A 25,902-nucleotide genomic window follows, 5' to 3' on the forward strand; every position below is an offset into this window, starting at 1 on the left:
GTTTGGAACTCGTGACCGCTCACCGGTCAACACCTCCCATGACAGGGTCGATCGAAGCCAGGGCCATGATCACGTCCGAGATCATGCCGCCCTCACACATCAGGGGCATGGACTGCAGGTGGTTGAAGCCTGGGTCCCGCATGTGGGAGCGGTACGGACGCGTGCCCCCGTCGGAGACCACGTGGCAGCCGAGCTCGCCCTTGGGGCTCTCGATCGGCACGTAGGCCTGGCCGGCCGGGACCCGGAAGCCCTCGGTCACGACCTTGAAGTGGTGGATCAGCGCCTCCATGGACTCGCCCATGATGTGCTTGATGTGCTCGTGGCTGTTGCCCTGGCCGTCCGGGCCGACGCGCAGGTCGGCCGGCGAGCTGATCTTCGCGTCGGTGTACATGACCGGCTGGCCGATGGACTCCTCGAGACGGTCCGCGACCTGCTTCACGATCTTCAGCGACTCCCACATCTCCTGGTACCGGACCAGGAAGCGGTCGTAGCAGTCGGCCCCGTGGTAGACGGGGATGTCGAAGTCGTAGGTCTCGTAGCCGCAGTAGGGCTGCGCCTTGCGCAGGTCCCACGCGTAGCCGGCCGAGCGCAGGATCGGACCGGTGACGCCGAGCGCCATGCAGGCGGCCAGGTCCTGGACGCCGACGCCGACGGTACGGCCCTTGAAGATCGGGTTCTGCTCGATGAGCTGCGAGATCTCCGGGATGTGCTTCTCCAGCCAGGCGATCAGGTCGCGCAACTGGGAGATCGCGTTCTCCGGCAGGTCGACGGCGACGCCGCCGGGCCGGACGTAGGCGTGGTTCATGCGGACGCCCGTGACGGCCTCGAAGAAGTCGAGGATCATCTCGCGTTCACGGAAGCCGGCCATCATGACCGAGGTGGCGCCCAACTCGTTGCCCGTGGTGCCGATCGCGACCAGGTGGTTGCTGATGCGGTTGAGCTCCATCATGAGCACGCGGATCTGGGTGGCGCGCTCGGGGATCTTGTCCTCGATGCCGAGCAGGCGTTCGACCGAGAGGCAGTAGGCGACCTCGTTGAAGATCGGCGCCACGTAGTCCATGCGGGTGACGAACGTCGACCCCTGGGCCCAGGTGCGGAACTCCATGTTCTTCTCGATGCCCGTGTGCAGGAAGCCGATGCCGGGGCGCAGGCTCTTCACCGTCTCGCCCTCGGTCTCCAGGATCAGGCGGAGGACGCCGTGGGTGGCCGGGTGCTGCGGGCCCATGTTGATGACGAGGGTCTCGTCACCGCGCTCGGCCTGCTCCTGGGCGATGTCGGCCCAGTCGCCGCCCATGGGCATGTAGACCGTGCCGGTCGCCTCCTCGGAGCCCTGGGCGTAGTAGTCGTGTTCCTGGCTCACCGGTATTCCCTCCGCTGGTCCGGGGGCGGCACAACCGCGCCCTTGTACTCGACGGGGATACCGCCGAGGGGGTAGTCCTTCCGCTGGGGGTGTCCGGCCCAGTCATCCGGCATGAGGATGCGGGTGAGGGCCGGGTGCCCGTCGAAGATCACGCCGAACATGTCCCAGGCCTCGCGCTCGTGCCAGTCGGCGGCGGGGTACGTCGCGACCACGCTCGGGATGTGCGGGTCGGCGTCCGGCGCGGTGACCTCCAGGCGAACGCGGCGGTTGTGCGTGTAGGAGAGCAGGTGGTACACCACGTGCTGCTCGGCGCCGGCGTCCGTCGGGTAGTGGACGCCGGAGACACTCATGCAGCCCTCGAAGCGCAGGTGTGCGTCGTCGCGCATGGCCTTCACGACCTCGGGAAGCCTCTCGCGCGGCACGAAGATCGTCAGTTCGCCACGGTCGAACAGGACGTGCGAGACGCCGCCGTCGACGAGTTGCTCGAGCCGGACGACCATCCGCTCCTGGTCATCGGCGAGCGGGCGCTCGGTCACCTGGCGGGGCAGGTACTCGCGGACGATGCCGCCGTAGCCGGACGTGTCCGGGGTGCCCTCCGACCACATGCCCGTCCGGATCACGGCCGGGCTGGGCTGGGCGTCCTCACGCTCGAGGCCGGCCGCGGGCGCCGAGTCCTGACCGGAGACACGGGTGTCGATGGTCTTCTCCTCGCCCGGGAGCTTCTTCTCCTCACTCATCGCATGAGGCCCTTCATCTCGATGGTCGGGGTCGCGGCGAGCTGGAGCTCCTCCAGGTCCTCCAGGACCTTGGCGCGGTGCGCGCCCATCGGGTCGCGCAGGACGATCTCGCGCAGCTTGAACATGCCGTCGATCAGCATGTCCGGACGGGGCGGGCAGCCGGGGACGTACACGTCCACCGGGACGATGTGATCACCGCCCTGGACGATGGCGTAGTTGTTGAACATGCCGCCGGAGCTGGCGCACACGCCCATGGCCATGACCCACTTCGGGTTGGGCATCTGGTCGTAGACCTGCCGCATGACCGGGGCCATCTTCTGGCTCACGCGCCCGGAGATGATCAGCAGGTCGGCGTGGCGGGGCGATGCGCGGAAGGCGACCTGGCCCCAGCGGTCGGCGTCGTACCGCGCACAGCCGAAGGCCATCATCTCGATGGCGCAGCAGGCCAGGCCGAACGTCGCCGGCATGATCGACGCGCGCCGCATCCAGCCGGCGATCCCCTCGATCGTGGTGGTCAGGATTCCCGATTCCGGGAGTGCGTCTTCGATACCCATGTCAGATTCCCTTTCCTACCGGCTCAGTCCCACTCCATGCCGCCGCGCTTGTACTCGTAGAAGTACGCGATGCACAGCAGCAGGAGGAACACGATCATGGCGAGCACGACGAACATGCTCAGCTGGTCGAACGCCACCACCCAGGGGTAGAGGAAGGCGATCTCGACGTCGAAGACGAGGAACATCATCGCGGTGATGTAGTACTTCACCGGGAAGCGGCCACCCGCGGGCTTGGGCGTGGGGTCGATGCCGCACTCGTACGGCATGTACTTGACCTTGTTGTAGCGCTTCGGGCCGATGACCAACGACGCCACGACCATCACCGCCAACAGGATGGCCGAGAAGAACAACACCCCGAGGATCGGAACGTAGGGGCTCATCGCACCCTTCCCTTCTGGTGGCGCGTCATGCTGACGGCACCGCCTTCGTCAACGCTGTGATGGCCTTGTCCATCCAATCACCATCGGTGGTGTCGTACAGGTGGGCAAGCAGCTTCATCGTGAATTTCATCAGTGTGGGTCTTGGCAAACCGTAGCGCGTGCAGAGACGCATGATCTCCGGACGCTCGATGAGGGACACGAAGACCTGTCCGAGGCGGTAGTACCCGCCCCACTCCGCCTCCAGGCGTGTGCGGTAGCCGTCCAGCGCCTTCTCGGCCTGGGGCGTGCCGAAGCCGCGCGCCTTGGCGTCCGCGATGGCGTCGGCGGCGAAGTCGGCCGCCTCCATGGCGTACGGGATACCCTCGCCGTTGAAGGGGCTGACCATGCCCGCGGCGTCCCCGACCAGGACGAGGCCCCGGTGGTAGGCGGGCTTGCGGTTGAAGCTCATCGGCAGGGCGGCGGAGCCGATCGTGCCGATCATGTTCTCCTTGGTGAGGCCCCACTCCTCGGGCGTGTTCGCCAGCCACTTCCACATCAGGTCGCGGAAGTTCATCCGCTGGCTCGCGGCGGAGCTGTTCACGGTGCCGAGGCCGACGTTCACGGTGCCGTCGCCCATGGCGAAGATCCAGCCGTAGCCCGGCAGGAGGTTGGACTCCCCCGGCTTGCCGTCCCACAACTCCAGCCAGCTCTCCATCATCGGGTCGTTGGTGCGGACCGGGCTCTTGAAGTACGCCCGCGCCGCCACCCCCATGGGCCGCTTGCGGTTCTTCTCCAGGCCCATCGCGAGCGCGAGGCGGCTGGAGTTGCCGTCCGCCGCCACCGTGATCGGGGCGCGGTACTCGGCGCCACCCTTCGTCCGGACGCCGACGATGCGGTCGGTCGCCGGGTCGATGATCGGGTCGGAGACGTTCGCGCCCTGCACGAGGGTCGCGCCGGCCGTCACGGCCAGCTGGGCGAGCATGTGGTCGAACTCGGAACGCGAGCGCGTGAGGCCGTAGTTCGGGAACTGGGCCAGCTCGGGCCACGGGAACTCGAACGGCTCACGGGGGCCGGCGTAGGTGCGCAGCCCGCGATTGTGGATCCACCCGGCTTCCTCGGACACATCGACGCCCAGGCGGATCAGCTGCTTGGTCGCGCGGGGGGTGAGGCCGTCGCCGCACACCTTGTCGCGCGGGAAGGTGGACTTCTCCAGCAGCGTCACCGTGAGGCCCTTGTCGGCCAACCACTTCGCCGTGGTCGAGCCGCCCGGGCCCGCGCCCACGACGATGACGTCCGATTCGACCACCGGCTGCGCTGCGCGCTCCTCGGTCATCGAATCACACCCCTCACCGGCACCTGGCGGCGCCCATCAGTCGGTCAGTCTAGGAGACGAATCCGACAAGTGCCATTTCGGTCCAGAGGACGCGTCCCTGCTTGTCAGAACGATGTTCTTGAAGTTGAATTGGCAAGGACTTCGTGACGAAATTGCCGTTCGCGGTGACCCTGGCGGGGTATGGCCCACGTCCCGTGGGACAGGGCCGGTTCCCCGCCACCGATGCCGGCCGAGAGCCGACCCCACGAACAGGGCCTCAGCGACGGCCGCGCTGGGCCTCGGCGAGCTTCTGCTGTTCCTTGGCCTGCTCCTGCATCTCCTCCATGTTGAAGCCCACACGGAGGATGAGCATCAGTACCGCGCCGATGCCGAGGGCCCACAGCGGCGACACGTTCAGCAGGATCGGGGCGGTCACCAGCGCCGCGACGTCGAAGCCGCGGATCAGGTTGAACACCAGGGTCGGCGGGAGCGCGCCGGCACCGGTCGACATCATCGGCACGGCGAAGTTGACCGGCTTGGCGGTCTGCCAGCGGACGGCGCCGAGGAGTCCGGCCATGGCGCAGGCGATCGTGACGAGGAGGGCGTCCAGCGACGTGCGGGGCAGGCCACCCGTGGCGCCCAGGAAGGCCGGCAGGGTGCCCATCGCCCAGATGGCCGCGAGGATCGCCGGCACCACGAAGCTCGCGGTGCGGAGGTCCGCCGTCGAGAACGGCAGCGTCCGGGCGAGCCCTGAGGACCGTGACAGGACGCGCAGCGCCCCCAGCGTGGGGATCAGCGCGAACATGAGGGCGACCGCCGACACGAAGGGTGTCAGCAGCGCCATGCCGATCGCGTCGCTGGCGTAGGGCACGAGGATCGCACCGGCCAGCCCCAGCAGCGGACGCGGGAAGCGGATCAGCCGCTGGATGTCGCGCCACACGAGGGCGCCGAGGCCGGTCCACCGGCCGGGGGTGGCCCGGACGTGGCCGCGCTCGATGGCCTCACGGTCGACGAGGATGTCCCGGGCCAGTCCGAGGTCGAGGCCGAACATGGCCCCCTGCAGTCCCGACACGAGCGAGCCGCCGCTGGTGAGGCGTCCGCGGGCGAAGCTCTCCAGGCGCCGGTGCGCGAGCACCCCGAACAGCAGGGACGCCACGGCCCCGAGGACCGCCAGCGCCCACGGCACCTGCCCGAGCCAGGACGGGGGCTGGATGTTGACCCACCCCGCGGCCACCGCGACCATCGTCGAGAGGACGACCGCCGCCACGGCGGTGAACAGCGCCTGCGCGACACGCAGGGGCCGGACCCGGCCGTGGCTCTGCTCCCACGCGGCCCACGCGACCAGGCCCGACGCCACGAGGCCGGACGCCGCGGCCCACGCCGCGACGACGACGTACGGCTCCCCCGCGATGGCCGCGACCCCGGCGGACACGGCGGAGGCGACGACGGCGGCACCGACGATGACGGCCCAGAGGCGTCCGCGCAGGATGCGCCCGCGCCCGATGGGCGCCTCCATCAGCCAGAACCCCTCGGCCGCGGAGGCGAGCACCGGTCCGAACAGCCGCGCGAACGACAGGGTGAGGGCGCCGAGCGCGAAGAACATGCCCCACGGGACGAGCAGCCGACCGTTGAGGCACGCCGCGGTGTCGCACGAAGCAGAAGCCGTCTGGCTGCCGATGATGACGTTGACGATCATCGCGCCGATCATCAGCACGCTGAAGATGGCGATGTAGGCGTCCGAGAACACGTCGCCGAGCGAGCGGGTCGCGCGTCCGTGGCGCCAGGACTTCACCAGCGCGTGCAGCGCCTGCTCGTCGACGACCTCGGGCTCCTCCTCGGGCAGCCAGGCGAAGGCCCACTCCCGGCGCTCGTACTCGGCGTACGGATCCTCGGCCACCTCGACGACGAACTGCTCCGGTGGGATCGACGCCGGCTCGGCCTGCTTGGTGGTGCGCTTGCGGCGTGCCCGGGCCATCAGGCCGCCCCGTCCTGCGCGGACGCCGCGCCCGCGGCGTCCGCCTCGCTGCCGGCGGGCGGCTGGACGGCCACGATCCGGGTGGCGACCTCCTTGACGAGGAACGGCTCGTGCGAGGCGAAGACCACGGCCAGGCCGCGCTTGCGCTCCTCACGGAGGCGGGCCGCGAGCCAGGCCACGCCCTCGACGTCCAGGCGCTGCTCGGGCTCGTCCAGGACGAGCAGGCGACGGGGCCGGACGAAGGCCGTCCCGAGCGCGAGGCGCCGCCGCTGGCCGGACGACAGCGTGCCGGGCAACTGCCCCGACTGCGGGACGAGCTGAACCTCGGCCAGCACCTCGTCGACGATCGACTCCGGGTCCGGGACGCCGTGGGCGCGGGCCAGCAGGTCGAGGTGCTCGACGACCGAGAGGTCCGGGAAGAAGTCGAGGTCGTCGATCACCGACGCCATGCCCTTGCGGATCTCCGGATTGGTCTCGCTCATGCGTTGGCCCTCGAACTCGACGCGGCCCTCGTCGGGGCGGATCGAGCCCACCAGCATGCGGAGGATGGTCGACTTGCCCGCACCGTTGCGTCCGGTGAGGGCCACCGCCTCACCGGCCGACACGGTCAGCGAGAAGCCCTCCACGATGCGGGTGGGTCCATAGGACTTGCTGATGTTGGTCGCGGTCAGGACCGGTGCACGGGACGCCATGTCTCCAAGCATGGCAGGATCATCAGGTGCAGAAGTTCGATGCCCGGGCCACACTCGCCAAGCGCCGCGCCGATGTCGCGGCCATGTTCGACGGGGTGGCCGGCCGCTACGACATCATGAACGACCTGATGTCGCTGGGACAGGTCCACCGATGGCGGGCCGAGACGGTGCGGGCCGTGGACCCGCGCCCCGGCCAGCGCATCCTCGACCTCGCCGCCGGCACCGGCACGTCGTCGCGCACCTTCGCGGACGCCGGCGCGCTCGTCGTCCCGGTCGACCTCAGCCTGGGCATGGTCACCGAGGGCAAGAAGCGCCAGCCCGACCTCGGCTTCGTGAACGCGGACGGCCTCCAGTTGCCCTTCGCCGACGACACGTTCGACGCGGTGACGATCTCCTACGGCCTGCGCAACGTGGAGGACACCCTGGCCGCCCTCACCGAGATGCATCGCGTGACCGCCCCCGGCGGCATCGTCGTGATCGCCGAGTTCTCCACGCCCACGTGGGGACCGTTCCGCGAGGTGTACCGGCGGTACCTCGTCCGGATGCTGCCGGTGATGTCCGGCATCCTGTCGTCCAACCCGCGGGCGTACGACTACCTCGCCGAGTCCATCCTCGCCTGGCCCGACCAGCCGACCCTGGCCGACCTGATGCGTGAGGCGGGCTGGCACGCCGTGGAGTGGAAGAACCTGTCCGGCGGCATCGTGGCCCTGCACCGGGCGGTGGCCTAGCCTGAGCACGCCCATGACCTTCGTCCTCGACGCGTACGCGGCCCGCAGTTGCCCCCTCAAGACGGTCAACTCGTTCAGCCCGCACCTCGTGGCCCCGAGCCTGGAGCGCCCCGACCCGCCCTTCTTCCGGGACGCGGGCGCCATCGAGGCCGCGGTGTTCGAGGCCGTGACCGCCGGCCAAGGGCGCATCGTGGACCTGCGCCCCCTGCGCCACGGGCCCCGCGATGAGGCCGAGCAGGCCTGCCTCGATGCGCTGGCGTCCGGGGCGGACGTGGTGATCGGCGGACTGCTGCCCAGTGACGTGGAGCACCATCGCACGGGACGCCCGAGCATGTTGGTCCGCGGCGTCCACGGCGGCTACCACCCGGTGCACGTGAAGTTCCACCGCGTGCTCGAGTCCAGTGGTCAGGACCCGACCCCCCTCCCCGTCTCCCGGCTGGGCTCCCCCGCCCGGACCGTCGGTGTGGTCGGGCGCCGGTTCCGCTGGGGCAACCGTCTCAACGCCGCCCTGCAGGTCGCCCACTACTGGCGCCTCCTCGAGGCCACCGGGTACGCCGCGGCCGAGCCTTGGGCGGGGCTCATCGGCATCGACAAGATCGTCGTCGACCCCGAGCACGGGCCGGCCCACGCCGAGCAGGTGGTCACGTGGCTGGACCTCGCCGCCGAGGTCGTCCCGCCCGACCCGCGCACGTTGGAGTGCCCCGAGGACGCCGCGCCCATCTCGACGCTGGCCCGCTACGACGCCGAGCACCGCTACCGGGTCGAATTGGCCGAGGCCGCGCTCACGTCGTCCGGCCAGGACCGGTTGCTCACCCCGATCATCTCGAACGAGTGCCGCGGCTGCATCTGGCAGGAGTACTGCCAGGCCCAACTGGACGCCGACGACCTGTCGCTGCGCATCACCAAGGCCCCGCTGGACGTCCATGAGGTGCGGACGCTGCGCCGGCTCGGCATCAGCACCGTGTCGGAGTTGGCGCACGCCGACCTCGACGACCTGCTCGAGCGGTACCTGCCCCGGGCCAGCCACCGGATCGGCAGCGAGGAGCGCCTCCGCCGCGCCCATCGCCGCGCCCAGCTCATGGACTCCGGCGTCGAACTCGAACGCCAGAGCCAGGGCCCACTCGACCTGCCCCGGCACGACCTCGAGATCGACGTCGACATCGAGACCTCGGCGGACGACCGCGTCTACCTGTGGGGCTTCTGGGTGGACGACCCCACCCGCGGCGAGCCGTACAGCCGCCAGTTCGCCTCCTTCACCGACCTGGACGACGAGTCCGAGGCCCACCTCGCCGCCCACGCGCTCGGGTGGCTGCGCCAGCTCGTCACCGGGCGCGACGCCGCCGTCTACCACTACTCCGACTACGAAGTGGTCCGGCTCCACAAGCTGGGGCCCCGGCTCGGCGAGCTGGGGACCTGGGCGACGGCGTGGGCGGACGAGTCCTTCGTCGACCTGTTCGAGGTCGTCCGTCGGAACTTCTTCGGCGCCAACGGACTGGGGCTGAAGGTCGTCACGGCCGCCGTCACGGGGTTCGCCTGGCGCGACGAGGACCCCGGCGGCCTGAACTCGCAGCGTTGGTTCGCGGACGCCGTGGGCCACCCGGACGAGCGCGTCCGCGACGTGTCCCGAGTGCGCGTCCTGGAGTACAACGAGGACGACGTCCGGGCCACCTGGCACCTGAGGCGCTGGTTGCGCGACCAGGCCTGAGTCAGGAGCACTGTGGTCCCCACCCGGGGCGTCGCCTCAGTCGGCCGGGGTGATGGACAGGCCCAGGTGGGCGAACTGCTCGGCCGGACGGTAGTAGCCGCGCTCCAGGTGCCTGATGCCGCCGATCCGTGACGGTGAGTCGGCGATGGCCGCGGCGATGACGGAGGAGAACCCGGCGCGCACGTCCGGCACCTCGACCTCGGCGCCGCGCAGGCGCGACACCCCGCGGACGACCGCCGAGTGCACCGCGTTGGTGTCGTGGAAGCGGCAGGACTCGCCACCCAGGCACGTCGAGAACAACTCGATCTCGGCGCCCATCTGCTGGAGGGCGGGCACGTACACCAGGCGGTCCTCGTAGACGGTCTCGTGCAGCACCGACATGCCGGTGGCCTGGGTGAACAGCACCATGAGCGGGGTCTGCCAGTCCGTCATGAAACCGGGGTGCGTGTCGGTCTGCACCGCGGCGGGGCGCAGGCCGTCCGGGGCGGTGGCGAGGATGTGGTCGTCGGTGATGTCGAACTGCGCGCCCATCCCCCGCAGGGTCGTCAAGGCGGTGATGAGCCGGTCCTGCCGGCAGCCGTGCACCCGCACGTTCCCGCCGGTGAGCAGGCCGGCCACCAAGTAGCTGAACGCCTCGTTGCGGTCCCCCTCGAGCCGGACCTGGGCGCCACGGAGCCGGTCCACGCCGTCGATGGTCCACTTCCGGCCCGGCGACAGCACGATGCGCGCGCCCATGCGTTGCAGGAACAGGGCGAGCTCGATCACCTCGGGCTCGGTCGCGGCGTTGCGCAGCACCGTGCGCCCCTCGGCCAGGACCGCGGTCAGCAGGACGGTCTCGGTGGCGCCGACGCTGGGGTAGGGCAGCGAGAACCTGGTTCCGCGCAGGCGGGTGGCCCGGGCCCGGATGCCCTCGTCGGTCTGCTCGACCTCGGCGCCGAAGGCCTTGAGCGCCTCGATGTGGAAGTCGACCGGACGGCGTCCGATCGGGTCGCCGCCGACCAGCGGAACGAAGACCTCACCGGCCAGGTGCAGCAGCGGACCGAGCAGCAGGATCGGGATGCGGTTCAGGCCAGTGAAGGACAACGGCACCTCGGCGCCGATGTCCTTGCCGGGCGTGATCGTGATGATCCCCCGGGCCTCGTCGTGCTGGACGTCCACGCCCAGCGAGCGCAGCATGTCGCGCGTGATCGCGACGTCGCCGACCTCGGGAACATTGTGGATGCGGCTGGGCCCCTGCCCCAGAATCGCGGCGACCATGTGCTTGGTCACCCCGTTCTTCGAGCCGCGGACGTGCACGTCCCCCTGCAGGGGGCCGGACGGGGTCACTGACCAGGCGCTCGTCATGCGGTCAGGGTACGGCACGTCAAGCCGCGCGTCGGCCCTCTCCCCCACGCGGCGTCCGCACCGTCACGGAGTCGACCGCGGCGAGGCGGGCGACCTTCTCGGCGAGCGTGCGGGTGTACCCGTCCGGGCCACCGAACCACGCGAGTCCGTCCAGCGGAACGTCCTCCAGCGCGCGGCCGTGCCGGACGACCACGAACGGCACCGACACCACTCCAGGCTGCAGTTCAACGGCGTCGACCCGGTCCCAGGACACGTGTCCCAGCCCGGGCAACCGGATGCCCCGGTCGTCGTACGGCACGCGGAGGGTGAACGCCAGCCAGGCCGTGAGCCCGCCCCCCACGAGCCCCAGCAGGCCGAGCATGATGCCCGTCGGCCACGACAACCCGAGCAGCGACAACAGGCCGAGCAGGAACCACCCGAGGGCGACGACCCCGGTCACCACCATCATGGGCCCGGCGAAGGAGCGGGCGGACTCCAGGTCCATCAGCGGAGCCCCCCACCGACCAACACGCCCAGCAGGACGCCGAGGGCGACGAGGACCTCGGCGATGCCGGTCATCTTGAGCACGCGGATGAGGGCCGGGCCGTCGGCCCCACCCAGCACGGTTCGGATCGGGCGGACCAGGACGCCGAGGCCCAGCAGTCCGAGCAGGGCCCACCAGGTCGTCCCGGCGGCCACGGCGACGACGGCCAGCGCCCCCACCACGACGAGGCCGACGTACAACAGTCGCGCCCCACGGTCGCCGAGGCGGACGGCGAGGGTCCTCTTGCCGGAGTCCTCGTCGCCGGACAGGTCGCGGAGGTTGTTGGTCACGAGGATCGCCGACGCGAGGGCGCCGGTCGCGACGCCACCGGCGAGGGCGGCCCCCGGGAAGGTCAGCGTCTGCACGTACGTGGTGCCCACCGTGGCCACGAGCCCGAAGAACACGAACACGAACAACTCCCCGAGCCCCGCGTACCCGTAGGGGCGGTCACCGCCGGTGTAGTACCAGCCGGCCAGGATGCAGGCGATGCCGACGGGCAGGAGCCACCACTGCTCGGTGAGGAGGATGAGGGCGACACCGGCGACACCGGCGACACCGAAGCTGGCGAACGCCGCCCCCTTGACCTGCTGTGGCGAGGCCGCCCCCGAGCCGACGAGGCGCATGGGGCCGACGCGCTCGTCGTCGGTCCCCCGGATGCCGTCGGAGTAGTCGTTGGAGAAGTTCACGGCCACCTGCAGGGCGAGGGCGACCACTGCCGCCAGGGTGGCGCGGAGGGCGTCCGCGGCGCCCAGGTGGATCGCGAAGGCCGTGCCCACCAGTACCGGGGCCACTGCTGCCGGAAGCGTGCGCAGGCGCGCCCCCTCGATCCATTGCCCCACCGTCGCCACGCCGTCCAGCCTCCCCTGCCGGTCGCCCGGCCACACCTGCGCCGGTCCTCCGGCCCCCCCACATCCTGCCATGCGGGCCCGGATAGACTGGACGCATGCTGCGCGTCCTGTTGATCCTCGCCATCGTCGCCGTCACGGTGTATGCGCTGGTCGAGGCCGCCCAGGCGCACCCGAGCCGCACGCGCCTGTTGCCACGCTGGTTGTGGTTCGTGGCGATCATCGCCGTGCCGGTCCTCGGCCCGGTGGGCTGGTTCGCCCTGGGGCGTCCGACCCCGCCCGCGCGCCGCCCGTCGATCGCGCCGGACGACGACCCGGACTTCCTGCGCAGGCTCTGAGCCCGTCCCCCGCGGACTAGGCGATCCAGTCCACCAAGCCGTCGGCGTCGTGGGTGCCGCCCGGCCACACGGCCCGGACGATCCCCGCAGCCGCGAGCGCCTTGCGGCAACCCGGGCAGGGCGGATCCGTGATGTAGGCCGTCGCGCCCTTGGTGTCGCGCGTGGCGAACAGGAGCGCGTTCACCTCGGCGTGGATCGCGATGCAGAAGCCCGGCGTTCCCGGCCGGTCGTAGTCGCCCAGGCCGGGCACCGCGTCATAGTCCAGGCGTCCGCGCGGGCAGGCGCCCTCCAGGCAGTCCGGACGCCCGGGAGCGGCCCCGTTGTAGCCGGTCGCGATGATGCGCCGCTCGTGGACGAGGACCGCCCCGACCCTCCGCCGCGTGCACTTGGCGCGCCGGGCGACCGCGTCCGCGATGCCGAGGAAGTAGTCGTCCCAGTCCGGGACGACGTGGGTCCCGGCATCCGTCACCTCAGCCACGAATCCCTCACCCCAGGTAGTCGTTGGTCATGGCCTCTCCGGCGGGCACGTCCGTCTTGATCAGGCCCGCGTCGCGCATGAAGACCGACATGTCGTCCCACGCCTCCTCGTCCATCTGGCCCGTCGTCCGCCCCGCCGCGGGCTTCCACAGCGGGATGGTCGCGTCCAGCGTCGCCTGGGCGGACGCGGTGGCCCCGGCCTCGTCGAGGGTCGGGACGTACTCGCGCGCGGCATCCAGTGCGGACGCCGGGCTCGCGACGACCTTCTCGATCCCGCCGACCATCGAGCGGGTCACCTTGCGGGCCGTCTCCGGGTTGCGGGTGAGGTTCTCGCGCGTGGTCGCCAGAACGATCGAGACCAGGGGCACCCTGTCCTCGGCGAGCGGCACCGTTCGGGTGGGGATGCCGGCCAGCTGGAACTGGACCGCGTCGTTGTTGGAGAAGCCCACGACGGCGTCCACCTTGCCGGTGGTCAGCGCGGCTTGGGCGGTGTAGCCGATCTCGACGACCTCGACGTCGTCTTCGGTCAGGCCGGCCTCGTGCAGGGCCGCCTTGAGGCCGAACCACGACTCCCCGTAGCGGCCGGGGACGCCGATGCGCTGACCGGCCAGATCCGCGGCGGACTGGATGGGCGAGGCGTCCGGGACGATGAGCACGACCGGGTAGGCGTGGTAGTACTGCCCGAGGGCCACGAGGTCCATGCCCTCGGCGCGCGCCTGGACGAGTTCGTCGCCGCCCGCGATCACGTACTGTTCCTGGCCCGACACCAGCGCGGTGAACAGGCCCTCCTGGGCGCCGTGGTGCCGCAGCGTGGCCTCGACACCGTTGTCGGTGAAGATGCCCTCGGAGGCGGCGACGTAGAACGGCGCGAACTGGATGTCGGGGATGTACGTCAGCCCGATCGTTGCCTTCGCCGGCCCGGAGGCCGCCTGCGGCGGTGGCGTCTTGGCGCAGCCGGTCAGGACGAGCGCCAGGACGGCCAACAGCGCCAGTCCGGCGCGGAACATTCGGGTCATGGTGGTTCCTTTCAAGGTTGTCACGGTTCCGAACGGAGCATGGACGCGACCGTGCGCGACCGCCGCTCGATGAGGTGGATCAGGACGTAGAGGCCGGACGCCATGGCGCACAGGACGGCGATCGTGGCGAACATGCCGGCGGTGTCGACGGAGTCACGCTGGGCGGTGAGGAGTTGGCCGAGCCCGTGGCCGCCCATCACCATCTCGCCGACGACGGCGCCGGTGACGGACAGCGCAAAGCCGTTGCGGAGGCCCGCGAGGATGTTGGGCAGCGCGAGCGGCAGCTCGATGTGCCGGAGGAGGGCCAGCGAGCCGGCGCCGTCGACGCGGCCGGCGTCCACCACGCGGTGGTCGACGTGGCGCAGGCCGACCACGGAGGAGACCAGGATCGGGAAGAACACCATCAGCGCGCAGAGCAGGATGATGGGGCCGATGCCGTAGCCGACCCAGATCGCGAGCAGCGGCGCGAGCGCGATGGCGGGGATCGCCTGCGTCGCGCCGAGGAAGGGCGTGATGGCGGCGTTGAGGAGACGACTGCGGTGGATGCCGATGGCCAGGGGCAGGGCGACGGCCGCGCCCAGGGCGCTGCCCCCCACCGCCTCGGTGAAGGTCGCCCCCGTGGCCTGCCAGAAGCGGGGGGCCCCGAGGCCGACGACGAGTCGCTCCAGGACGGTGCCCGGGGCCGGGAGAAGGTAGGCCGGGGGCGCCGCCATCCCGGTGGTCAGGGACCACCCGACGAGCAGCAGGAGGGCGAACAGCCACGGCGCTGCGGCGTACAGGCCGGTCGGCCTGACGCGGACGCGTTCGCGCGGTGTACTGCTGGACATCGTCCCTCCATCGCCTCGGCGCCGAGGCATGGTCGGGAGGACAGCGGCCTCGGGGCGCACAGGGATGTGCGCGTACGCCGAAGACGCCCGTGCATCCTCCCATCCGGACTTTGACCGTCGGTCCCGGAATTCCACCGGGTCAACCAGGGGCCCGAGGGCCACTGGGTCGCGGACTGTCACCGCCGGTTCGGATTTTCACCGACCCCGGAGCACGTGTGTGTTCTGGGCCATCCTAGCGCAGGGGCGCGGACGCCCAGACCACCAGCTCATCGCGAGACCCGAAGAAGACGTTGCGGTCGAGGTTGTCGACGATGCCGCGTTGCCACAGCGTGGGCCGGTCCCACCCCGCCGGGAGCCGTCCGGGCACCTCCCCGTGGTCGTAGAGCCACAGCGGGTGGTCGGCGAACGACGTGTCGCCGCCGGTGCAGGTGTCCCACACGTCAGCGTCGGTGTAGATCACCGGGATCCGGCCCGACAGGCGCCGGTACTCGTCGGAGAAGTCGCGCACCCAGGTCCGCATCTCGGACGCGGTCAAGCCGTGGCACTGCGGCCCCTGCTCGGCGAACTCGAGGTCCAGTGCCCCCGGCAGGGTGCGCCCATCGGCGCTCCACGAGCCCCCGGCCGAGTGGAAGAAACGTGCCTGCAACGTGCCCGACGACTGGCTGGGCCGGGCGTAGTGGTAGGCACCCTGGACCAGCCCGGCCTTGCGGGCGTCCGCTCGCTGGTCGTCGTGGGTGGGGCTGCGCCGATCGGTCCCCTCGGTGGCCTTGACGTAGGCGAAGGCGTTGCCGGACGCCGCCAGCCCGTCCCAGTCGACCCGTTCCTGGTAGCGGGACACGTCGAAGCCGGCCACTCCCTCGCCTCCGCGCCACTCGGCCGACGGAGCGACAGGGGCGGCGGCCGCCCCCTGGACCTCGGGAGGTTCGGGGACCGGCCCCACGGCCGGGACGCCGAGGTCGACGGGGAGCGACGTCTCCGTGGCGGCCGCGACGGTGTCGGGACCCGGACCGGGCGCGTCGCGCGCGGACCACCGCGTGGGGCCCGTGGCGTGCGGCGACGGTGGGCCTCCTGCGGGTAGGGCGACGGGAGCGACGCACCCGGTCAGCACCAGGCCCACCGCCAGTACGGCCCATCGTCCGCGCATGACTCGGCCACCCTTCACCGGACCACCCTAGCCGGACTCGGGGGTCTCACCCCGGCAATGATCCACGACGTGTCAGCCGAAGTCCACACCCTGGGCCAGCTGGACCGATCCGGAGTGGTTGATGGTGTTGGTCCCCCGCCGCATGTACGCGCGCCAGGCGTCCGACCCGGATTCGCGACCGCCGCCAGTCTCCTTCTCGCCCCCGAACGCACCGCCGATCTCGGCGCCGGACGTCCCCGCGTTGATGTTCGCGATGCCCGTGTCGGCACCGGCGGGTCCGAGGTAGCGCTCGGTCTCGATCACGTCGTTGCTGAACAGGCCGCTCGAGAGGCCCTGCGGGACCGCGTTGTGCAGCGCCAGCGCCTCGTCGAAGTCGTCATAGGCCAGCACGTACAGGATCGGTGCGAACGTCTCGGTGAGCACGATCCCCTCCTGAGCGGAGAGGCGCACCAGCGCGGGGCGCACCCAGAAGCCACCGGCGTGGTCGCCCGCGCCGTCGAAGGTCACCCGTTCGCCTCCGGTGACGACCTCGCCGCCCTGGGCGCGGGCGGCGGCGAGGGCGTCCTGCATCGCGGTGAAGGCGGCCTCGTTCACCAGCGGGCCGAGCAGGACGCCGTCGGTGAACGGGTCGCCGGCCCGGAGGGATTCGAAGGCGCGCGCCACCCGGGCGACGACGTCGTCGGCGATCGAGCGGTGCACCAGCAGGCGCCGCGTCGAGGTGCAGCGTTGCCCGGCCGTCCCCGCGGCACCGAACACGATCGAACTGACCGCCTGGTCGAGGTTGGCGGACGGGGCGACGATGACGGCGTTGTTGCCACCCAGCTCCAGCAGGGAGCGCCCGAAGCGAGCCGCGACGCGCGGACCCACCTCACGGCCCATCCGCGTGGAGCCCGTGGCCGACAGCAGCGCGACACGCGGGTCGTCGACGAGCACCTGGCCGATGGTCCGATCGCCGATGACGACCTCGTGCAGGCCCGTGGGGGCGCCCTGCTCGGCCATCGCGCGCCGCAGGAGGGCGTCGCAGCCCAACGCGCACAGGGGTGTCAGCTCGGAGGGCTTCCACACGACGGGGTCGCCACAGACCAGCGCGATCGCCGTGTTCCACGACCACACCGCCACCGGGAAGTTGAACGCCGAGATGACCCCGACCACCCCCAGCGGCTGCCACGTCTCCTGCAGCCGGTGACCGGCGCGCTCGCTGGGCATCGTCCGGCCGTACAGCTGGCGGGACAGGCCGACGGCGAAGTCGCAGATGTCGATCATCTCCTGGACCTCGCCGAGCGCCTCGGTGTGGATCTTGCCGGCCTCGATCGTGACCAGCGCGGCGAGGTCCTCCTGGTGCTGGGCGATCAACTCGCCCAAGCGCTTGACCAGCCGGCCGCGGACAGGACCCGGCACCTCGCGCCAGGCCCGGAAGGCCTCGGCGGCCCGGCCCACGGCGTCCGTCACGTCTGCGGGGGTGTGGGTGCGGACGCCGGCCAGCTCGGCCCCCGTCATCGGGGTGCGGGCGCGGACGGCCCCGTCGTCGGTGAGCCAGGCGCCGGAGTCGACACCCAGCGCGTCCAGTGCCGCGAGCGCGCGGTCACGGAGCTCGGCGGTGGTCTTCATCGCTTCTCCTCCATCGCGTCCTCGGACGCCTTCTGCTGGGCTGCGTAGAGCTCCAACGGGTCGTGCACGGTGCGCCCCATCGCCTCGGCGAGCCAGCGTTCGTCGCGGTGCGACCCCTCGCGCGTGGTGTCGCGGCTGCCGGCGTTGTCGAGGTTCGAGGCGAAGATACCGGCGGCCGATCGGGGCAGGAAGTCCTCGTAGACGATCGGCGTCCGGACGCCGTCGACCCACTCGAAGAAGGCCAGGCCGTCTGCGGCGAGGCCGTCCTCGTCGCGGGGCCAGTTCTCCTGCCAGACGTCGACCTTGACCTGGTTGCGGTCCCCTGCCGACATGCCGGCCGACCTCTCGTCGATCTCGACGATGAGCCGGTCGTACAGGTCGCGCCCCTTCGGGGTCAGCGCGATGCCGCGCTGTTCCACCTCGCCGAAGCGCACCGACAGGGTGCCGTCGACGACGGAACCGTCGGCCTCGCGGAACCGGCGCCGCTCGGCGAGCGCCCTGAACGACGTCTGGCGGAGCAGGACGTCCGGCCCCTCCCACCGGGGCGGGCCCTGGATCTCGTCGATCATCGCGATCCCGAGCGCAGTCATGCGGGCGTAGAGGTCGTCGATGTCGAGCACGCGCGGTGTGAGGTGGTTGATGTGGGTGGTCCGCACGCCGCCGATGTCGGCCGCGACCCCCGAGATTCTGGAGAGCCGCTCGTACCACGCGCGGTCGACGGGCTCGTCCGACAACTCGAAGCAGGCGGTGGCGCCGCGCAGGAACTCCGCGGCGTCGTCCTCCTCCAGCCCGCCGTCGCGCTCGGCCCGCGCGGCCATCGCGACGACGGCGTCCGGGAACAGCTCGCGTCCGGACAGGAAGGAGTCGAGTTCCGCCTGGGTGTCCTCGTCGAAGTAGCGGCGATCGTCGGTGACCAGCACCGAGCAGAACACGCGGAAGGGGTTGATCGCCAGCGCCTCCTTCGTGGTCGGGCGGAAGGCGGTCGAGACGATGGGGAGCGAGGTGGCGGCGTCCCCGCGGAGGTCGTAGAAGCCGACCGGTTCCATCCCCAGGGCGGCGAAGATCTCCGCGACGCGCGCCAACTCGCGGGCGGTGCCGACGCGGATGGCCCCGTGTCGCTCCGCGGTGACCCGGTCGATGCGACCCAGCCGCTCGGCCGTGTCGGGGTGGGCCCGGACGTAGTCGGTGTTCACCGCCGTGGAGACGTCCACCAGCGTGTTGTAGGCCGGCACCTCGGTGCCGTACATGGCCGACAGGGACCGCGCGAAGTCGCTGCGCAACTGATGCGTGCCACGCATCACGCCTCCAGCGAGGTGAGGACGCGGTCGAGCGCGTCGACCGCCCGGTCGAGGACGTCCCGGGTGACGGTCAACGGCGGGCGCAGGCGCAGCGAGCGCGACCCGCACCCGAGCATGAGGACGCGTTCAGCGCCGGCCAGGCGCCGGATCGCCTCGTCGCGCATCGCGTTGTCGGGCAACGAGATCGCGGTCATCAGGCCGATACCGCGTGGGTTGCCGACGACCTGGTGGCGGTCGGCGAGCTCGCGGAGGCGGCCCAGCAGGTATTCCCCCTCGGTGCGGGCGTTGGCCATCAGGTCGTCGGCCTCGATGATCTCGAGGATGCGCCGCGACCGGACCATGTCGGTCAGGTTGCCGCCCCACGTCGAGTTGATGCGGCTGGAGGTCTCGAACACGTTGCCGCGCACCTCGGCGACGCGTCCGCCGGCCGTGATGCCGCACACCTGGAGCTTCTTGCCGAAGGCCATCACGTCGGGCGCGACGCCGTAGTGTTGCCAGGCCCACGGCGTGCCGGTCATGCCGCCGCCGGTCTGGACCTCGTCGAAGATGAACAGGGCGTCGTGGGCGTGGACGAGCTCCTTCATCCGCTGCAGGAAGCCAGCGCGGAAGCGGTGGTCGCCGCCCTCACCCTGGATGGGCTCCATGATGAACGCCGCGATGTCGTGCGGATGGGCCTCGAACGCGGCCGCCGCCTGGTCGAGCGCGTGCTGCTCGACGGCGTCCATGTCGCGTTCGCTCGCCCAGTACGGGGAGTCGATGCGCGGCCAGGAGAACTTGGGAAAGCGCGCCGTCTTGTTCGGATCGGTGTTGGTGAGGCTCATCGTGTAGCCCGAGCGGCCGTGGAAGGCGTCGGTGAGGTGCATGACCTGGGTGCCGAGATCGGGGCTGCGACCCTGCAGCTCGTTCAGGCGGGACTTCCAGTCGAACGCGGTCTTGAGCGCGTTCTCCACGGCGAGCGAGCCGCCCTCGATGAAGAAGTAGTGGGGCATCTCGTCGGCGCCCATCACGCGGGCGAAGGTGTCGACGAAGCGGGCCATGGCCACGGTGTAGATGTCGGAGTTGGACGGCTTGTTGAGGGCGGCCTCCAGGAGCTCGGCCTTGAACTCCTCGTCCTCGGTGAGGCCGGGGTGGTTCATGCCGAGGGCGTTGGAGGCGAAGAACGTGAACATGTCGAGGTACTCGTCCCCGGTCGCCTCGTCGACGAGGGTCGTGCCGTGGGAACGCTTCAGGTCCAGCACCAAGGGCATGCCATCGACGAGGAGGTGACGGCGCAGGCTGTCGAAGACCTCGGCGGGACGGATCGTGGTGGTCGCGACGGGCGAGAGTGCTTCAATCATTACGAGAGCATACGGGGGTGCGGGCCGTAAAATCTATGCTCAAATCCTGAGAATCCCTCAAACCTTCACATGACGCGCCGTCCAGGTGCGTGACGAGAGGGTGGTCGCACGTTTCCCCCTTCCGCCCCCCACTCGCGCCCGCGACCCTACCCTGATGAGAAGTCCGCGGGAGGTGTCACGAAGGCACCCACACCAGGAGGTTTCGCGTCATGAAGGCAGTCCAGTACCAGCAGGTCGGCTCGGCACCCGTGGTCGCCGATGTCCCGGATCCGATGGCCCCACCCGGGGGCATGGTCCTGAAGGTCACCGCGTCCGGCCTGTGCCACAGCGACGAGTTCGTGATGAGCCTCGACGAGCAGACGTTCGCCGCGTACGGGTACGACCTCCCGATGACGCTGGGCCACGAGTCGGCCGGCACGATCGTCGAACTCGGCGAGGGCACCCGCGGCGTCGAGGTCGGCGACAACGTGCTGGTCTACGGCTGCTGGGGTTGCGGCGTGTGCGACATGTGCGCCCGCGGCAACGAGAACTACTGCCGCAACGGCATGGTCTCCCCCGGCTTCGCCCGTCCGGGCGGCATGGCTGAGTACATGGTCGTCGACAGTCGGTTGCACGTGGTGCCCATCGGCGACCTCGACCCGATCAAGATGGCCCCCCTCAACGACGCCGGCCTGACGCCCTACGCGGCGATCAAGCGCAACCTGCACCGCCTCCGCGCAGGCTCCACCGCCGTCGTGATCGGCGCCGGGGGTCTGGGGCACGTCGCGATCCAGTTGCTGCGCCGCATGTCGGACGCCCAGGTCATCGCGCTCGACCTTGACGCACCCAAGCTCGCCTTCGCCCGGGAGGTCGGTGCCCACCACGCGCTCGTCTCCGAGAGGGCGGCGGCCGACAAGGTCAAGGAGCTCACGCAGGGCCACGGCGCCGACCTCGTGCTGGACTTCGTCGCCGCCGGGCCCACGCCCGACCTCGCGGTGGCCTGCGGCGGCATGCAGTCGGCGGTCGTCTTCATCGGCGCGGGCAACGGGCACGCCAAGGTCGGCTTCGGCATCACGCCGTGGGAGATGTCGGTGTCGAACTCCCTGTGGGGATCCCGCCTGGAGTTGATGGAGCTCATCCAGATGGCGCACCGGCAGCCCCTGGAGATCCGGACCGTGCCCTTCCCGCTCGAGTTGGCGCCGATGGCGTACCAGATGCTCCACGAGCGCAAGATCGACGGCCGCGCCGTCGTCGTGCCCTGACCGGCCCCTGACAGCGCAGCACCCCGGGTACGGCTCCGAAGGGAGCCGCGCCCGGGGTGCGTCAGGTCTCTCAGGCCCGCGCGCCGTACATCTTCGCCCAGGCGTTGACCTTGTCCAGGTGGTGGTGGGCCTCGACCCACCGCACCGTGCCGGACGCCGAGCGCATGACGACCGACTGGGTGCGCGCACCGCCACCGGGCAGGTAGCGGACACCGTCGACCAAGTCACCGTCGGTGATGCCGGTGGCCACGAAGAGGGTCTTGTCGGAGGAGACGAGGTCATGGGTGTCCAGCACCTTGTCGACGTCGAAGCCGGCCTCCTCGGTGCGGCGGCGCTCCTCGTCGGTGGTCGGGTGCAGGCGGGCCAGGATGCGACCGTTCAGGGCCTTCATCGCGCAGGCCGTGACGACGCCCTCGGGGCTGCCGCCGATGCCGGCGAGCATGTCGATCTTCACGCCGTCGGTCGCTGCGGCCACGGCCGCGGCGACGTCGCCGTCGGTGAACATGCGGGTCGCTGCCCCCGCCTCGCGGATCTGCCGGACGAGGTCGTTGTGGCGCTCCCGGTTGAGGACGCCGACCACAATGTCGGAGACGTCCTTGCCCTTGGCCCGGGCGACCTTCACGATGTTGTCGGCGATCGGGGCGTCGAGGTCGATGACGTCCGCCGCGTCCTCGCCAACGACCAGCTTCTCCATGTAGAAGCACATGTGCGGGTCGTACATCGTCCCGCCCTCGGCTGCGGCCAGCACCGCGATCGAGTTGCGCATGCCCCAGGCGAGCAGGCGGGTGCCGTCCACCGGGTCGACCGCGATGTCGATCTTGTCGCCCTGTCCGGTGCCGACCTTCTCACCGTTGGCGAGCATGGGGGCCTCGTCCTTCTCGCCCTCGCCGATGACGATCGTCCCGTCCATGTCGACGTGGTTCAGGATCGAGCGCATGGCGTCCACGGCCGCCTTGTCGCCGGACTCCTTGTCGCCGCGCCCGGCCCACTTGCCCGCGGCGAGTGCCGCGGCCTCGGTGGCGCGCATCAGATCCAGCCCCAGGTTGTGACCCTCCAGCATGACCCGTCCCATGAAACCCCAGACCTCCTCGTGTGCTCGGCCGCGAATCGGCCGGCCTGTCCGTTTCATCGTCCCCCAGTGGGACGGTTCCACGCACACGGGGTCGCCCCGCGGCGGTTACCGGGCCCGACTCATCCCACGAGTTGGCCTCGGAGGGACCACGGACGGAGGCGCGCCGGCCCGGCAACGGGCAGAGTAGGGGGCGACCCCCGACTGAGGAGCCCCCGTGACCGCCCCCACACCACCCCCACCCGTGCCTGAGGCAGCACCGCCGGCCCCGAAGAAGCCACGCAAGCAGTTCAAGCCGTGGCAGTACATCCTCATCGGGGCGGCCATCCCCGTGGCGCTGATGATCATCCTCGTCGGGGTGACGCCCCTGCTGCTCGGCGCGTTGATGGGCGGGTCCAGCTCCACGGGTCCCGGGGAGAGTGAGTACGCGGTCGGCCGCATGGAGCTGTCCGAGAGCGTCACGCTGCCGGGCACCATCGAGCCGACCCAGCGCCTCGACCTCTCGTTCAGCAGTCGTGGCGAGGTGACCCACGTCGCGGTCGCCGTCGGGGACGCCGTGACCCCCGGATCCGTGCTGGCCACCATCGACGACTCCGATCTCCGTGCCGCCGTCACCGACGCCCGTGCCGAGACCGACGCCGCTTGGAAGGACTACCAGGACGCCCGGAAGTCCGGACAGTCGTCGGCCATCAGCGCGATGCGGTCGGCCCACGCCGTCAAGGCCCAGGCACTCAAGGACGCCGAGGCCGCCCTCGAGAAGGCGACGCTCACCTCGACCATCGACGGCGTGGTCGCCGCCGTGAACGTCCAGCCCGGTCAGGTGGCCGGCGAGTCCGGGGGCGGGAGCCCGGGCGGTGCCCTGACCGGCGCCGGCGACGCGTCCGGTCAGGCCGACGTCGTCGTCATCTCCCGGACGTTCCAGGTCAAGGCGTCGGTCGGCGGCGGGGAGCGCAGCCGGTTGGCCAAGGGCATGGAGGCCATGGTGACGTCGAGTTCCTCCCCGACCCCGCTGCGTGGCAGCGTGACCGCACTCGGGGTCGTCGCCGAGACCGCGCCGAGCGGCGACAAGCCGAGCGCGGCATCCTTCCCCCTCGTCGTCACCCTCGAGGGCCAACCCGAGAACGTGTTCGCCGGGTCGCCGGCCACCATCGAGGTGCTGGCCGAGGCCCAGGGCGGGCCGGTGCTCGCCATCCCCGCGGAGGCCCTGCTGGAACGCACCTCGGACTCCGACGGGACGGTCCTCCTCCGCCGGGGCAGCGACGTCGTCCCCACCCCGGTCAAGCTCGGCACCACCGCCGGCGGCATGGTCGAGGTCGTCTCGGGCCTCGCCGAGGGCGACGTCGTCGTGTTCTTCCCGGCGCAGGGCCCGGCCGGCCCCGGGCGCGCGGATGGCCAGGTCGTCGTGGGCCCGGCGAGGGAAGCGGAGCCCCCGCGGTGACCGCAGACGCCGCGCTCGACCTCGCGCCCGACCCCGGGGCGTCCACCGACCCGATCCCCGTGCTCCAACTCCGGGGCATCTGGAAGACCTATTCCACCGGCGCCGTCCAGGTGCACGCCCTGCGCGGCGTCGACCTCGACGTCCACGCCGGGGAGTACGTCGCGATCATGGGCCCCTCCGGTTCCGGCAAGTCGACGCTGATGAACGTCATCGGCTGCCTCGACGTCCCCACCGCCGGCCAGTACGTGTTGGACGGCGAGGACGTCGCCCACCTGTCCGACAACGCCCTGGCCGACATCCGCAACGAGCGGATCGGGTTCGTGTTCCAGCAGTTCAACCTGCTGCCGACCCAGAGCGCGTGGCGCAACGTCGAACTGCCGCTGTGGTACGGCCGCGTCAAGGGGCCCGAGCGCAAGCAACGCGCCCTGGACGCCTTGGCCCGGGTCGGCCTCGCCGACCGGGCCCACCACAAGCCCGGCGAGCTGTCGGGCGGCCAGCAGCAGCGCGTGGCGATCGCCCGCGCGCTGGTCACCGACCCGGCGCTGATCCTGGCCGACGAGCCCACCGGCAACCTCGACTCGGTGTCGACCGCCGACGTCCTCGGCCTGCTGGACGAGCTCCACGCCGCCGGGCGGACCATCGTCCTGATCACGCACGAGGCCGAGGTGGCCGCCCGTGCGGAGCGGGTCGTCCGGGTGTTCGACGGCCGCATCGCCGGCATCGACGTGAAGGCGGCGGGCCGATGATGACCTGGTGGGAGACCCTGCGGCTGGCGTTCGACGCGATCGTGGCGCACCGCGTCCGGTCGATCCTGACGACGCTCGGCATCACCATCGGCATCGCCGCCGTCACCCTGTCGGTCGGCATGGCACAGGGGGCGACCGCGAGCGTGAGCTCCGAGATCGGCAGCCTCGGCTCGAACCTGCTCACCGTCCAGGCGGGCTTCTTCTCAGCCGAGCCGGGCAAGGTCTTGGACGAATCGACGATGCCGACCCTCACCATGGCGGACGCCGAGGCGCTGTCCGACCCCTCCATCGCCCCTGACATCGCGGCGGTGGCGCCGGCCATCAGCACCGGCTTCGAATTGTCCGCGCGCGACGCGACGATCGGGACGAGCGCCGAGGCGACCACGCCGGCATGGCTCACCGTGCAGTCGCGAACCCTGGCGGCCGGCTCTTTCTTCACCCAGGAGCACTACGACGACGCCGCGGCCGTGCTCGTGCTCGGCACCAACCCCGCGACGCAGCTGTTCGGCGAGCCACTGGCGGCCGTCGGGCAGACGGTGAGCGCGGGCGGCAACACCTTCCTCGTGATCGGGGTGCTCGACCAGGCCGGCGGGTTCACCTCGTCGGACGACGCGGCCGTGCTGCCACTCACCACGTACCGCGAACGCCTGTCGTGGGGCGACGAGCCTCTCGGCACGATCTACCTGCAGGCGAGCTCGGCCGAGCGGCTGACCCACGCGCACCAGGAGGCCGAGGCCCTTCTGCTCGCCCGCCGCGGGGTCGCCACCGCCGACGAGGCCGGGATCATGATCATGTCCCAGCAGTCCTTGGTCCAGGCCATGGAGCAGGTCACCGCCGTCCTCACCCTGCTGCTGGGCGGCATCGCGGCGATCTCGCTGGTCGTCGGCGGCATCGGCGTCATGAACATCATGCTCGTGTCCGTCCAGGAGCGGGTCCGCGAGATCGGCCTGCGCAAGGCGCTCGGCGCCCGCCGCCGGACGATCCTGGCGCAGTTCCTCACCGAGGCGGCCGTGCTAGCCCTCGTCGGCGGAGCGCTCGGGCTCGCGCTGAGCGCCGGGGTCGCGTGGCTGGTGACCACGCTGGCCAACTTCCCGGTGCCGGTGTCGCTGCCGACCGTGTTGCTCGCGCTGGGCGTCTCCGCCGCGATCGGCCTCGTAGCCGGCAGCTACCCCGCCTCACGGGCCTCCCGTCTCGCCCCCATCGACGCGCTCCGCCGTGAGTGACCAGGA

General features: G+C 71.0%; 25 protein-coding genes and 1 riboswitch. Of the genes, 7 read left to right on the forward strand and 18 right to left on the reverse strand.

Annotated features, from left to right (window positions below):
• Positions 1-19: 19 nt before the first annotated feature.
• From AC5YDV_RS02335 to AC5YDV_RS02365, 7 genes are all read right to left on the reverse strand, one after another.
• The gene (locus tag AC5YDV_RS02335) at positions 20-1,300 is read right to left on the reverse strand and encodes an NADH-quinone oxidoreductase subunit D (RefSeq protein ID WP_496182063.1); all 1,281 of its coding nucleotides are present in this window, start codon (positions 1,298-1,300) and stop codon (positions 20-22) included.
• Positions 1,301-1,356: 56 nt separating this feature from the next.
• Positions 1,357-2,097 (reverse strand): NADH-quinone oxidoreductase subunit C, encoded by a 741-nt coding sequence (locus AC5YDV_RS02340; protein WP_496181998.1) that lies wholly within the window; start codon positions 2,095-2,097, stop codon positions 1,357-1,359.
• The gene (locus AC5YDV_RS02345; protein ID WP_496181997.1) at positions 2,094-2,651 is read right to left on the reverse strand and encodes an NADH-quinone oxidoreductase subunit B; all 558 of its coding nucleotides are present in this window, start codon (positions 2,649-2,651) and stop codon (positions 2,094-2,096) included. Before AC5YDV_RS02345 ends, AC5YDV_RS02340 begins: the two co-directional genes overlap by 4 nt.
• Before the next feature lie 23 nt (positions 2,652-2,674).
• The gene (ndhC, locus tag AC5YDV_RS02350) at positions 2,675-3,031 is read right to left on the reverse strand and encodes an NADH-quinone oxidoreductase subunit A (RefSeq protein WP_496181996.1); all 357 of its coding nucleotides are present in this window, start codon (positions 3,029-3,031) and stop codon (positions 2,675-2,677) included.
• A 25-nt stretch (positions 3,032-3,056) separates the two neighbouring features.
• Positions 3,057-4,343: a geranylgeranyl reductase family protein gene (locus tag AC5YDV_RS02355; RefSeq protein ID WP_496181995.1), complete on the reverse strand. Its 1,287-nt coding sequence runs from the start codon at positions 4,341-4,343 to the stop codon at positions 3,057-3,059.
• A gap of 256 nt (positions 4,344-4,599) precedes the next feature.
• Positions 4,600-6,297, reverse strand: a complete 1,698-nt coding sequence (locus AC5YDV_RS02360; RefSeq protein WP_496181994.1) for a DUF6297 family protein — start codon at positions 6,295-6,297, stop codon at positions 4,600-4,602.
• Positions 6,297-6,989, reverse strand: a complete 693-nt coding sequence (locus tag AC5YDV_RS02365; protein WP_496181993.1) for an ABC transporter ATP-binding protein — start codon at positions 6,987-6,989, stop codon at positions 6,297-6,299. The genes AC5YDV_RS02360 and AC5YDV_RS02365 overlap by 1 nt, the downstream gene beginning before the upstream one ends.
• Positions 6,990-7,015: 26 nt before the next feature.
• Here AC5YDV_RS02365 and AC5YDV_RS02370 point away from each other — a divergent pair, with 26 nt between their 5' ends.
• Together AC5YDV_RS02370 and AC5YDV_RS02375 are read left to right on the forward strand one after the other, a co-directional pair.
• On the forward strand, positions 7,016-7,717 hold the full coding sequence (locus tag AC5YDV_RS02370; protein ID WP_496181992.1) for a demethylmenaquinone methyltransferase: 702 nt from the start codon (positions 7,016-7,018) through the stop codon (positions 7,715-7,717).
• 13 nt (positions 7,718-7,730) lie between these two features.
• Positions 7,731-9,422 (forward strand): TM0106 family RecB-like putative nuclease, encoded by a 1,692-nt coding sequence (locus tag AC5YDV_RS02375; RefSeq protein ID WP_496181991.1) that lies wholly within the window; start codon positions 7,731-7,733, stop codon positions 9,420-9,422.
• A 36-nt stretch (positions 9,423-9,458) separates the two neighbouring features.
• On the opposite strand, the gene murA is transcribed toward AC5YDV_RS02375, so the two are convergent.
• From murA to AC5YDV_RS02390, 3 genes are read right to left on the reverse strand one after another with little or no spacing between them, the layout of a single operon-like run.
• Positions 9,459-10,766 carry a UDP-N-acetylglucosamine 1-carboxyvinyltransferase gene (gene murA, locus AC5YDV_RS02380; RefSeq protein WP_496181990.1) on the reverse strand — a complete coding sequence of 436 codons (1,308 nt, stop codon included), beginning with the start codon at positions 10,764-10,766 and terminating at the stop codon, positions 9,459-9,461.
• 19 nt (positions 10,767-10,785) lie between these two features.
• On the reverse strand, positions 10,786-11,250 hold the full coding sequence (locus tag AC5YDV_RS02385) for a hypothetical protein (RefSeq protein ID WP_496181989.1): 465 nt from the start codon (positions 11,248-11,250) through the stop codon (positions 10,786-10,788).
• Complete coding sequence (locus AC5YDV_RS02390) at positions 11,250-12,137, reverse strand: 1,4-dihydroxy-2-naphthoate polyprenyltransferase (RefSeq protein ID WP_496181988.1); 888 nt, start codon at positions 12,135-12,137, stop codon at positions 11,250-11,252. The genes AC5YDV_RS02385 and AC5YDV_RS02390 overlap by 1 nt, the downstream gene beginning before the upstream one ends.
• A gap of 95 nt (positions 12,138-12,232) precedes the next feature.
• Here AC5YDV_RS02390 and AC5YDV_RS02395 point away from each other — a divergent pair, with 95 nt between their 5' ends.
• Positions 12,233-12,472: a PLDc N-terminal domain-containing protein gene (locus AC5YDV_RS02395; RefSeq protein ID WP_496181987.1), complete on the forward strand. Its 240-nt coding sequence runs from the start codon at positions 12,233-12,235 to the stop codon at positions 12,470-12,472.
• A gap of 16 nt (positions 12,473-12,488) precedes the next feature.
• On the opposite strand, the gene AC5YDV_RS02400 is transcribed toward AC5YDV_RS02395, so the two are convergent.
• From AC5YDV_RS02400 to lat, 7 genes are all read right to left on the reverse strand, one after another.
• Complete coding sequence (locus AC5YDV_RS02400; protein WP_496182062.1) at positions 12,489-12,941, reverse strand: deoxycytidylate deaminase; 453 nt, start codon at positions 12,939-12,941, stop codon at positions 12,489-12,491.
• A gap of 16 nt (positions 12,942-12,957) precedes the next feature.
• Positions 12,958-13,965, reverse strand: coding sequence for an ABC transporter substrate-binding protein (locus AC5YDV_RS02405; RefSeq protein ID WP_496181986.1), 1,008 nt, complete (start codon positions 13,963-13,965; stop codon positions 12,958-12,960).
• A 20-nt stretch (positions 13,966-13,985) separates the two neighbouring features.
• A complete protein-coding gene (locus AC5YDV_RS02410; protein ID WP_496181985.1) occupies positions 13,986-14,792 on the reverse strand; it encodes an ABC transporter permease in 807 nt (268 codons plus the stop codon).
• Between the two features lie 86 nt (positions 14,793-14,878).
• Positions 14,879-15,008: riboswitch (FMN riboswitch) on the reverse strand.
• A gap of 16 nt (positions 15,009-15,024) precedes the next feature.
• Positions 15,025-15,936 carry a GH25 family lysozyme gene (locus AC5YDV_RS02415; protein ID WP_496181984.1) on the reverse strand — a complete coding sequence of 304 codons (912 nt, stop codon included), beginning with the start codon at positions 15,934-15,936 and terminating at the stop codon, positions 15,025-15,027.
• Positions 15,937-16,008: 72 nt separating this feature from the next.
• Positions 16,009-17,544, reverse strand: coding sequence for an L-piperidine-6-carboxylate dehydrogenase (amaB, locus tag AC5YDV_RS02420; RefSeq protein WP_496181983.1), 1,536 nt, complete (start codon positions 17,542-17,544; stop codon positions 16,009-16,011).
• Positions 17,541-18,842 carry a 2-oxoadipate dioxygenase/decarboxylase gene (gene hglS, locus AC5YDV_RS02425; protein ID WP_496181982.1) on the reverse strand — a complete coding sequence of 434 codons (1,302 nt, stop codon included), beginning with the start codon at positions 18,840-18,842 and terminating at the stop codon, positions 17,541-17,543. The genes amaB and hglS overlap by 4 nt, the downstream gene beginning before the upstream one ends.
• Positions 18,842-20,179 (reverse strand): L-lysine 6-transaminase, encoded by a 1,338-nt coding sequence (gene lat, locus AC5YDV_RS02430; protein ID WP_496181981.1) that lies wholly within the window; start codon positions 20,177-20,179, stop codon positions 18,842-18,844. Before lat ends, hglS begins: the two co-directional genes overlap by 1 nt.
• A 209-nt stretch (positions 20,180-20,388) precedes the next feature.
• On the opposite strand from lat, the gene AC5YDV_RS02435 reads away from it, so the two are divergent.
• Entirely contained in the window at positions 20,389-21,420 is a 1,032-nt protein-coding gene (locus AC5YDV_RS02435; protein WP_496181980.1) for an NAD(P)-dependent alcohol dehydrogenase, read from the forward strand.
• 70 nt (positions 21,421-21,490) lie between these two features.
• Here the strand turns inward: AC5YDV_RS02435 and glpX are convergent, their stop codons facing one another.
• On the reverse strand, positions 21,491-22,492 hold the full coding sequence (glpX, locus tag AC5YDV_RS02440; RefSeq protein ID WP_496181979.1) for a class II fructose-bisphosphatase: 1,002 nt from the start codon (positions 22,490-22,492) through the stop codon (positions 21,491-21,493).
• A gap of 214 nt (positions 22,493-22,706) precedes the next feature.
• Between glpX and AC5YDV_RS02445 the strand changes: the two genes are divergently transcribed.
• Genes AC5YDV_RS02445 through AC5YDV_RS02455 form a run of 3 tightly spaced genes read left to right on the forward strand, consistent with a single transcriptional unit; the run spans position 22,707 to position 25,896 of the window.
• On the forward strand, positions 22,707-23,927 hold the full coding sequence (locus tag AC5YDV_RS02445) for an efflux RND transporter periplasmic adaptor subunit (RefSeq protein WP_496181978.1): 1,221 nt from the start codon (positions 22,707-22,709) through the stop codon (positions 23,925-23,927).
• Positions 23,924-24,673, forward strand: a complete 750-nt coding sequence (locus AC5YDV_RS02450; RefSeq protein WP_496181977.1) for an ABC transporter ATP-binding protein — start codon at positions 23,924-23,926, stop codon at positions 24,671-24,673. Before AC5YDV_RS02445 ends, AC5YDV_RS02450 begins: the two co-directional genes overlap by 4 nt.
• Entirely contained in the window at positions 24,670-25,896 is a 1,227-nt protein-coding gene (locus AC5YDV_RS02455) for an ABC transporter permease (RefSeq protein ID WP_496181976.1), read from the forward strand. The genes AC5YDV_RS02450 and AC5YDV_RS02455 overlap by 4 nt, the downstream gene beginning before the upstream one ends.
• Positions 25,897-25,902: the final 6 nt, after the last annotated feature.

This window comes from Propioniciclava sp. LT432 (assembly GCF_059515965.1).

Bases quoted from the DNA above. Each gene is read 5' to 3' on its own strand.
- lat (WP_496181981.1), bottom strand. From the start codon at position 20,179: ATGATTGAAGCACTCTCGCCCGTCGCGACCACCACGATCCGTCCCGCC.
- ndhC (WP_496181996.1), bottom strand. From the start codon at position 3,031: ATGAGCCCCTACGTTCCGATCCTCGGGGTGTTGTTCTTCTCGGCCATC.
- hglS (WP_496181982.1), bottom strand. From the start codon at position 18,842: ATGCGTGGCACGCATCAGTTGCGCAGCGACTTCGCGCGGTCCCTGTCG.
- AC5YDV_RS02415 (WP_496181984.1), bottom strand. From the start codon at position 15,936: ATGCGCGGACGATGGGCCGTACTGGCGGTGGGCCTGGTGCTGACCGGG.
- glpX (WP_496181979.1), bottom strand. From the start codon at position 22,492: ATGGGACGGGTCATGCTGGAGGGTCACAACCTGGGGCTGGATCTGATG.
- AC5YDV_RS02375 (WP_496181991.1), top strand. From the start codon at position 7,731: ATGACCTTCGTCCTCGACGCGTACGCGGCCCGCAGTTGCCCCCTCAAG.
- AC5YDV_RS02435 (WP_496181980.1), top strand. From the start codon at position 20,389: ATGAAGGCAGTCCAGTACCAGCAGGTCGGCTCGGCACCCGTGGTCGCC.
- AC5YDV_RS02395 (WP_496181987.1), top strand. From the start codon at position 12,233: ATGCTGCGCGTCCTGTTGATCCTCGCCATCGTCGCCGTCACGGTGTAT.
- AC5YDV_RS02405 (WP_496181986.1), bottom strand. From the start codon at position 13,965: ATGACCCGAATGTTCCGCGCCGGACTGGCGCTGTTGGCCGTCCTGGCG.
- AC5YDV_RS02455 (WP_496181976.1), top strand. From the start codon at position 24,670: ATGATGACCTGGTGGGAGACCCTGCGGCTGGCGTTCGACGCGATCGTG.
- murA (WP_496181990.1), bottom strand. From the start codon at position 10,766: ATGACGAGCGCCTGGTCAGTGACCCCGTCCGGCCCCCTGCAGGGGGAC.
- amaB (WP_496181983.1), bottom strand. From the start codon at position 17,544: ATGAAGACCACCGCCGAGCTCCGTGACCGCGCGCTCGCGGCACTGGAC.
- AC5YDV_RS02360 (WP_496181994.1), bottom strand. From the start codon at position 6,297: ATGGCCCGGGCACGCCGCAAGCGCACCACCAAGCAGGCCGAGCCGGCG.
- AC5YDV_RS02385 (WP_496181989.1), bottom strand. From the start codon at position 11,250: ATGGACCTGGAGTCCGCCCGCTCCTTCGCCGGGCCCATGATGGTGGTG.
- AC5YDV_RS02410 (WP_496181985.1), bottom strand. From the start codon at position 14,792: ATGTCCAGCAGTACACCGCGCGAACGCGTCCGCGTCAGGCCGACCGGC.
- AC5YDV_RS02355 (WP_496181995.1), bottom strand. From the start codon at position 4,343: ATGACCGAGGAGCGCGCAGCGCAGCCGGTGGTCGAATCGGACGTCATC.
- AC5YDV_RS02345 (WP_496181997.1), bottom strand. From the start codon at position 2,651: ATGGGTATCGAAGACGCACTCCCGGAATCGGGAATCCTGACCACCACG.
- AC5YDV_RS02340 (WP_496181998.1), bottom strand. From the start codon at position 2,097: ATGAGTGAGGAGAAGAAGCTCCCGGGCGAGGAGAAGACCATCGACACC.
- AC5YDV_RS02335 (WP_496182063.1), bottom strand. From the start codon at position 1,300: ATGCCCATGGGCGGCGACTGGGCCGACATCGCCCAGGAGCAGGCCGAG.
- AC5YDV_RS02365 (WP_496181993.1), bottom strand. From the start codon at position 6,989: ATGGCGTCCCGTGCACCGGTCCTGACCGCGACCAACATCAGCAAGTCC.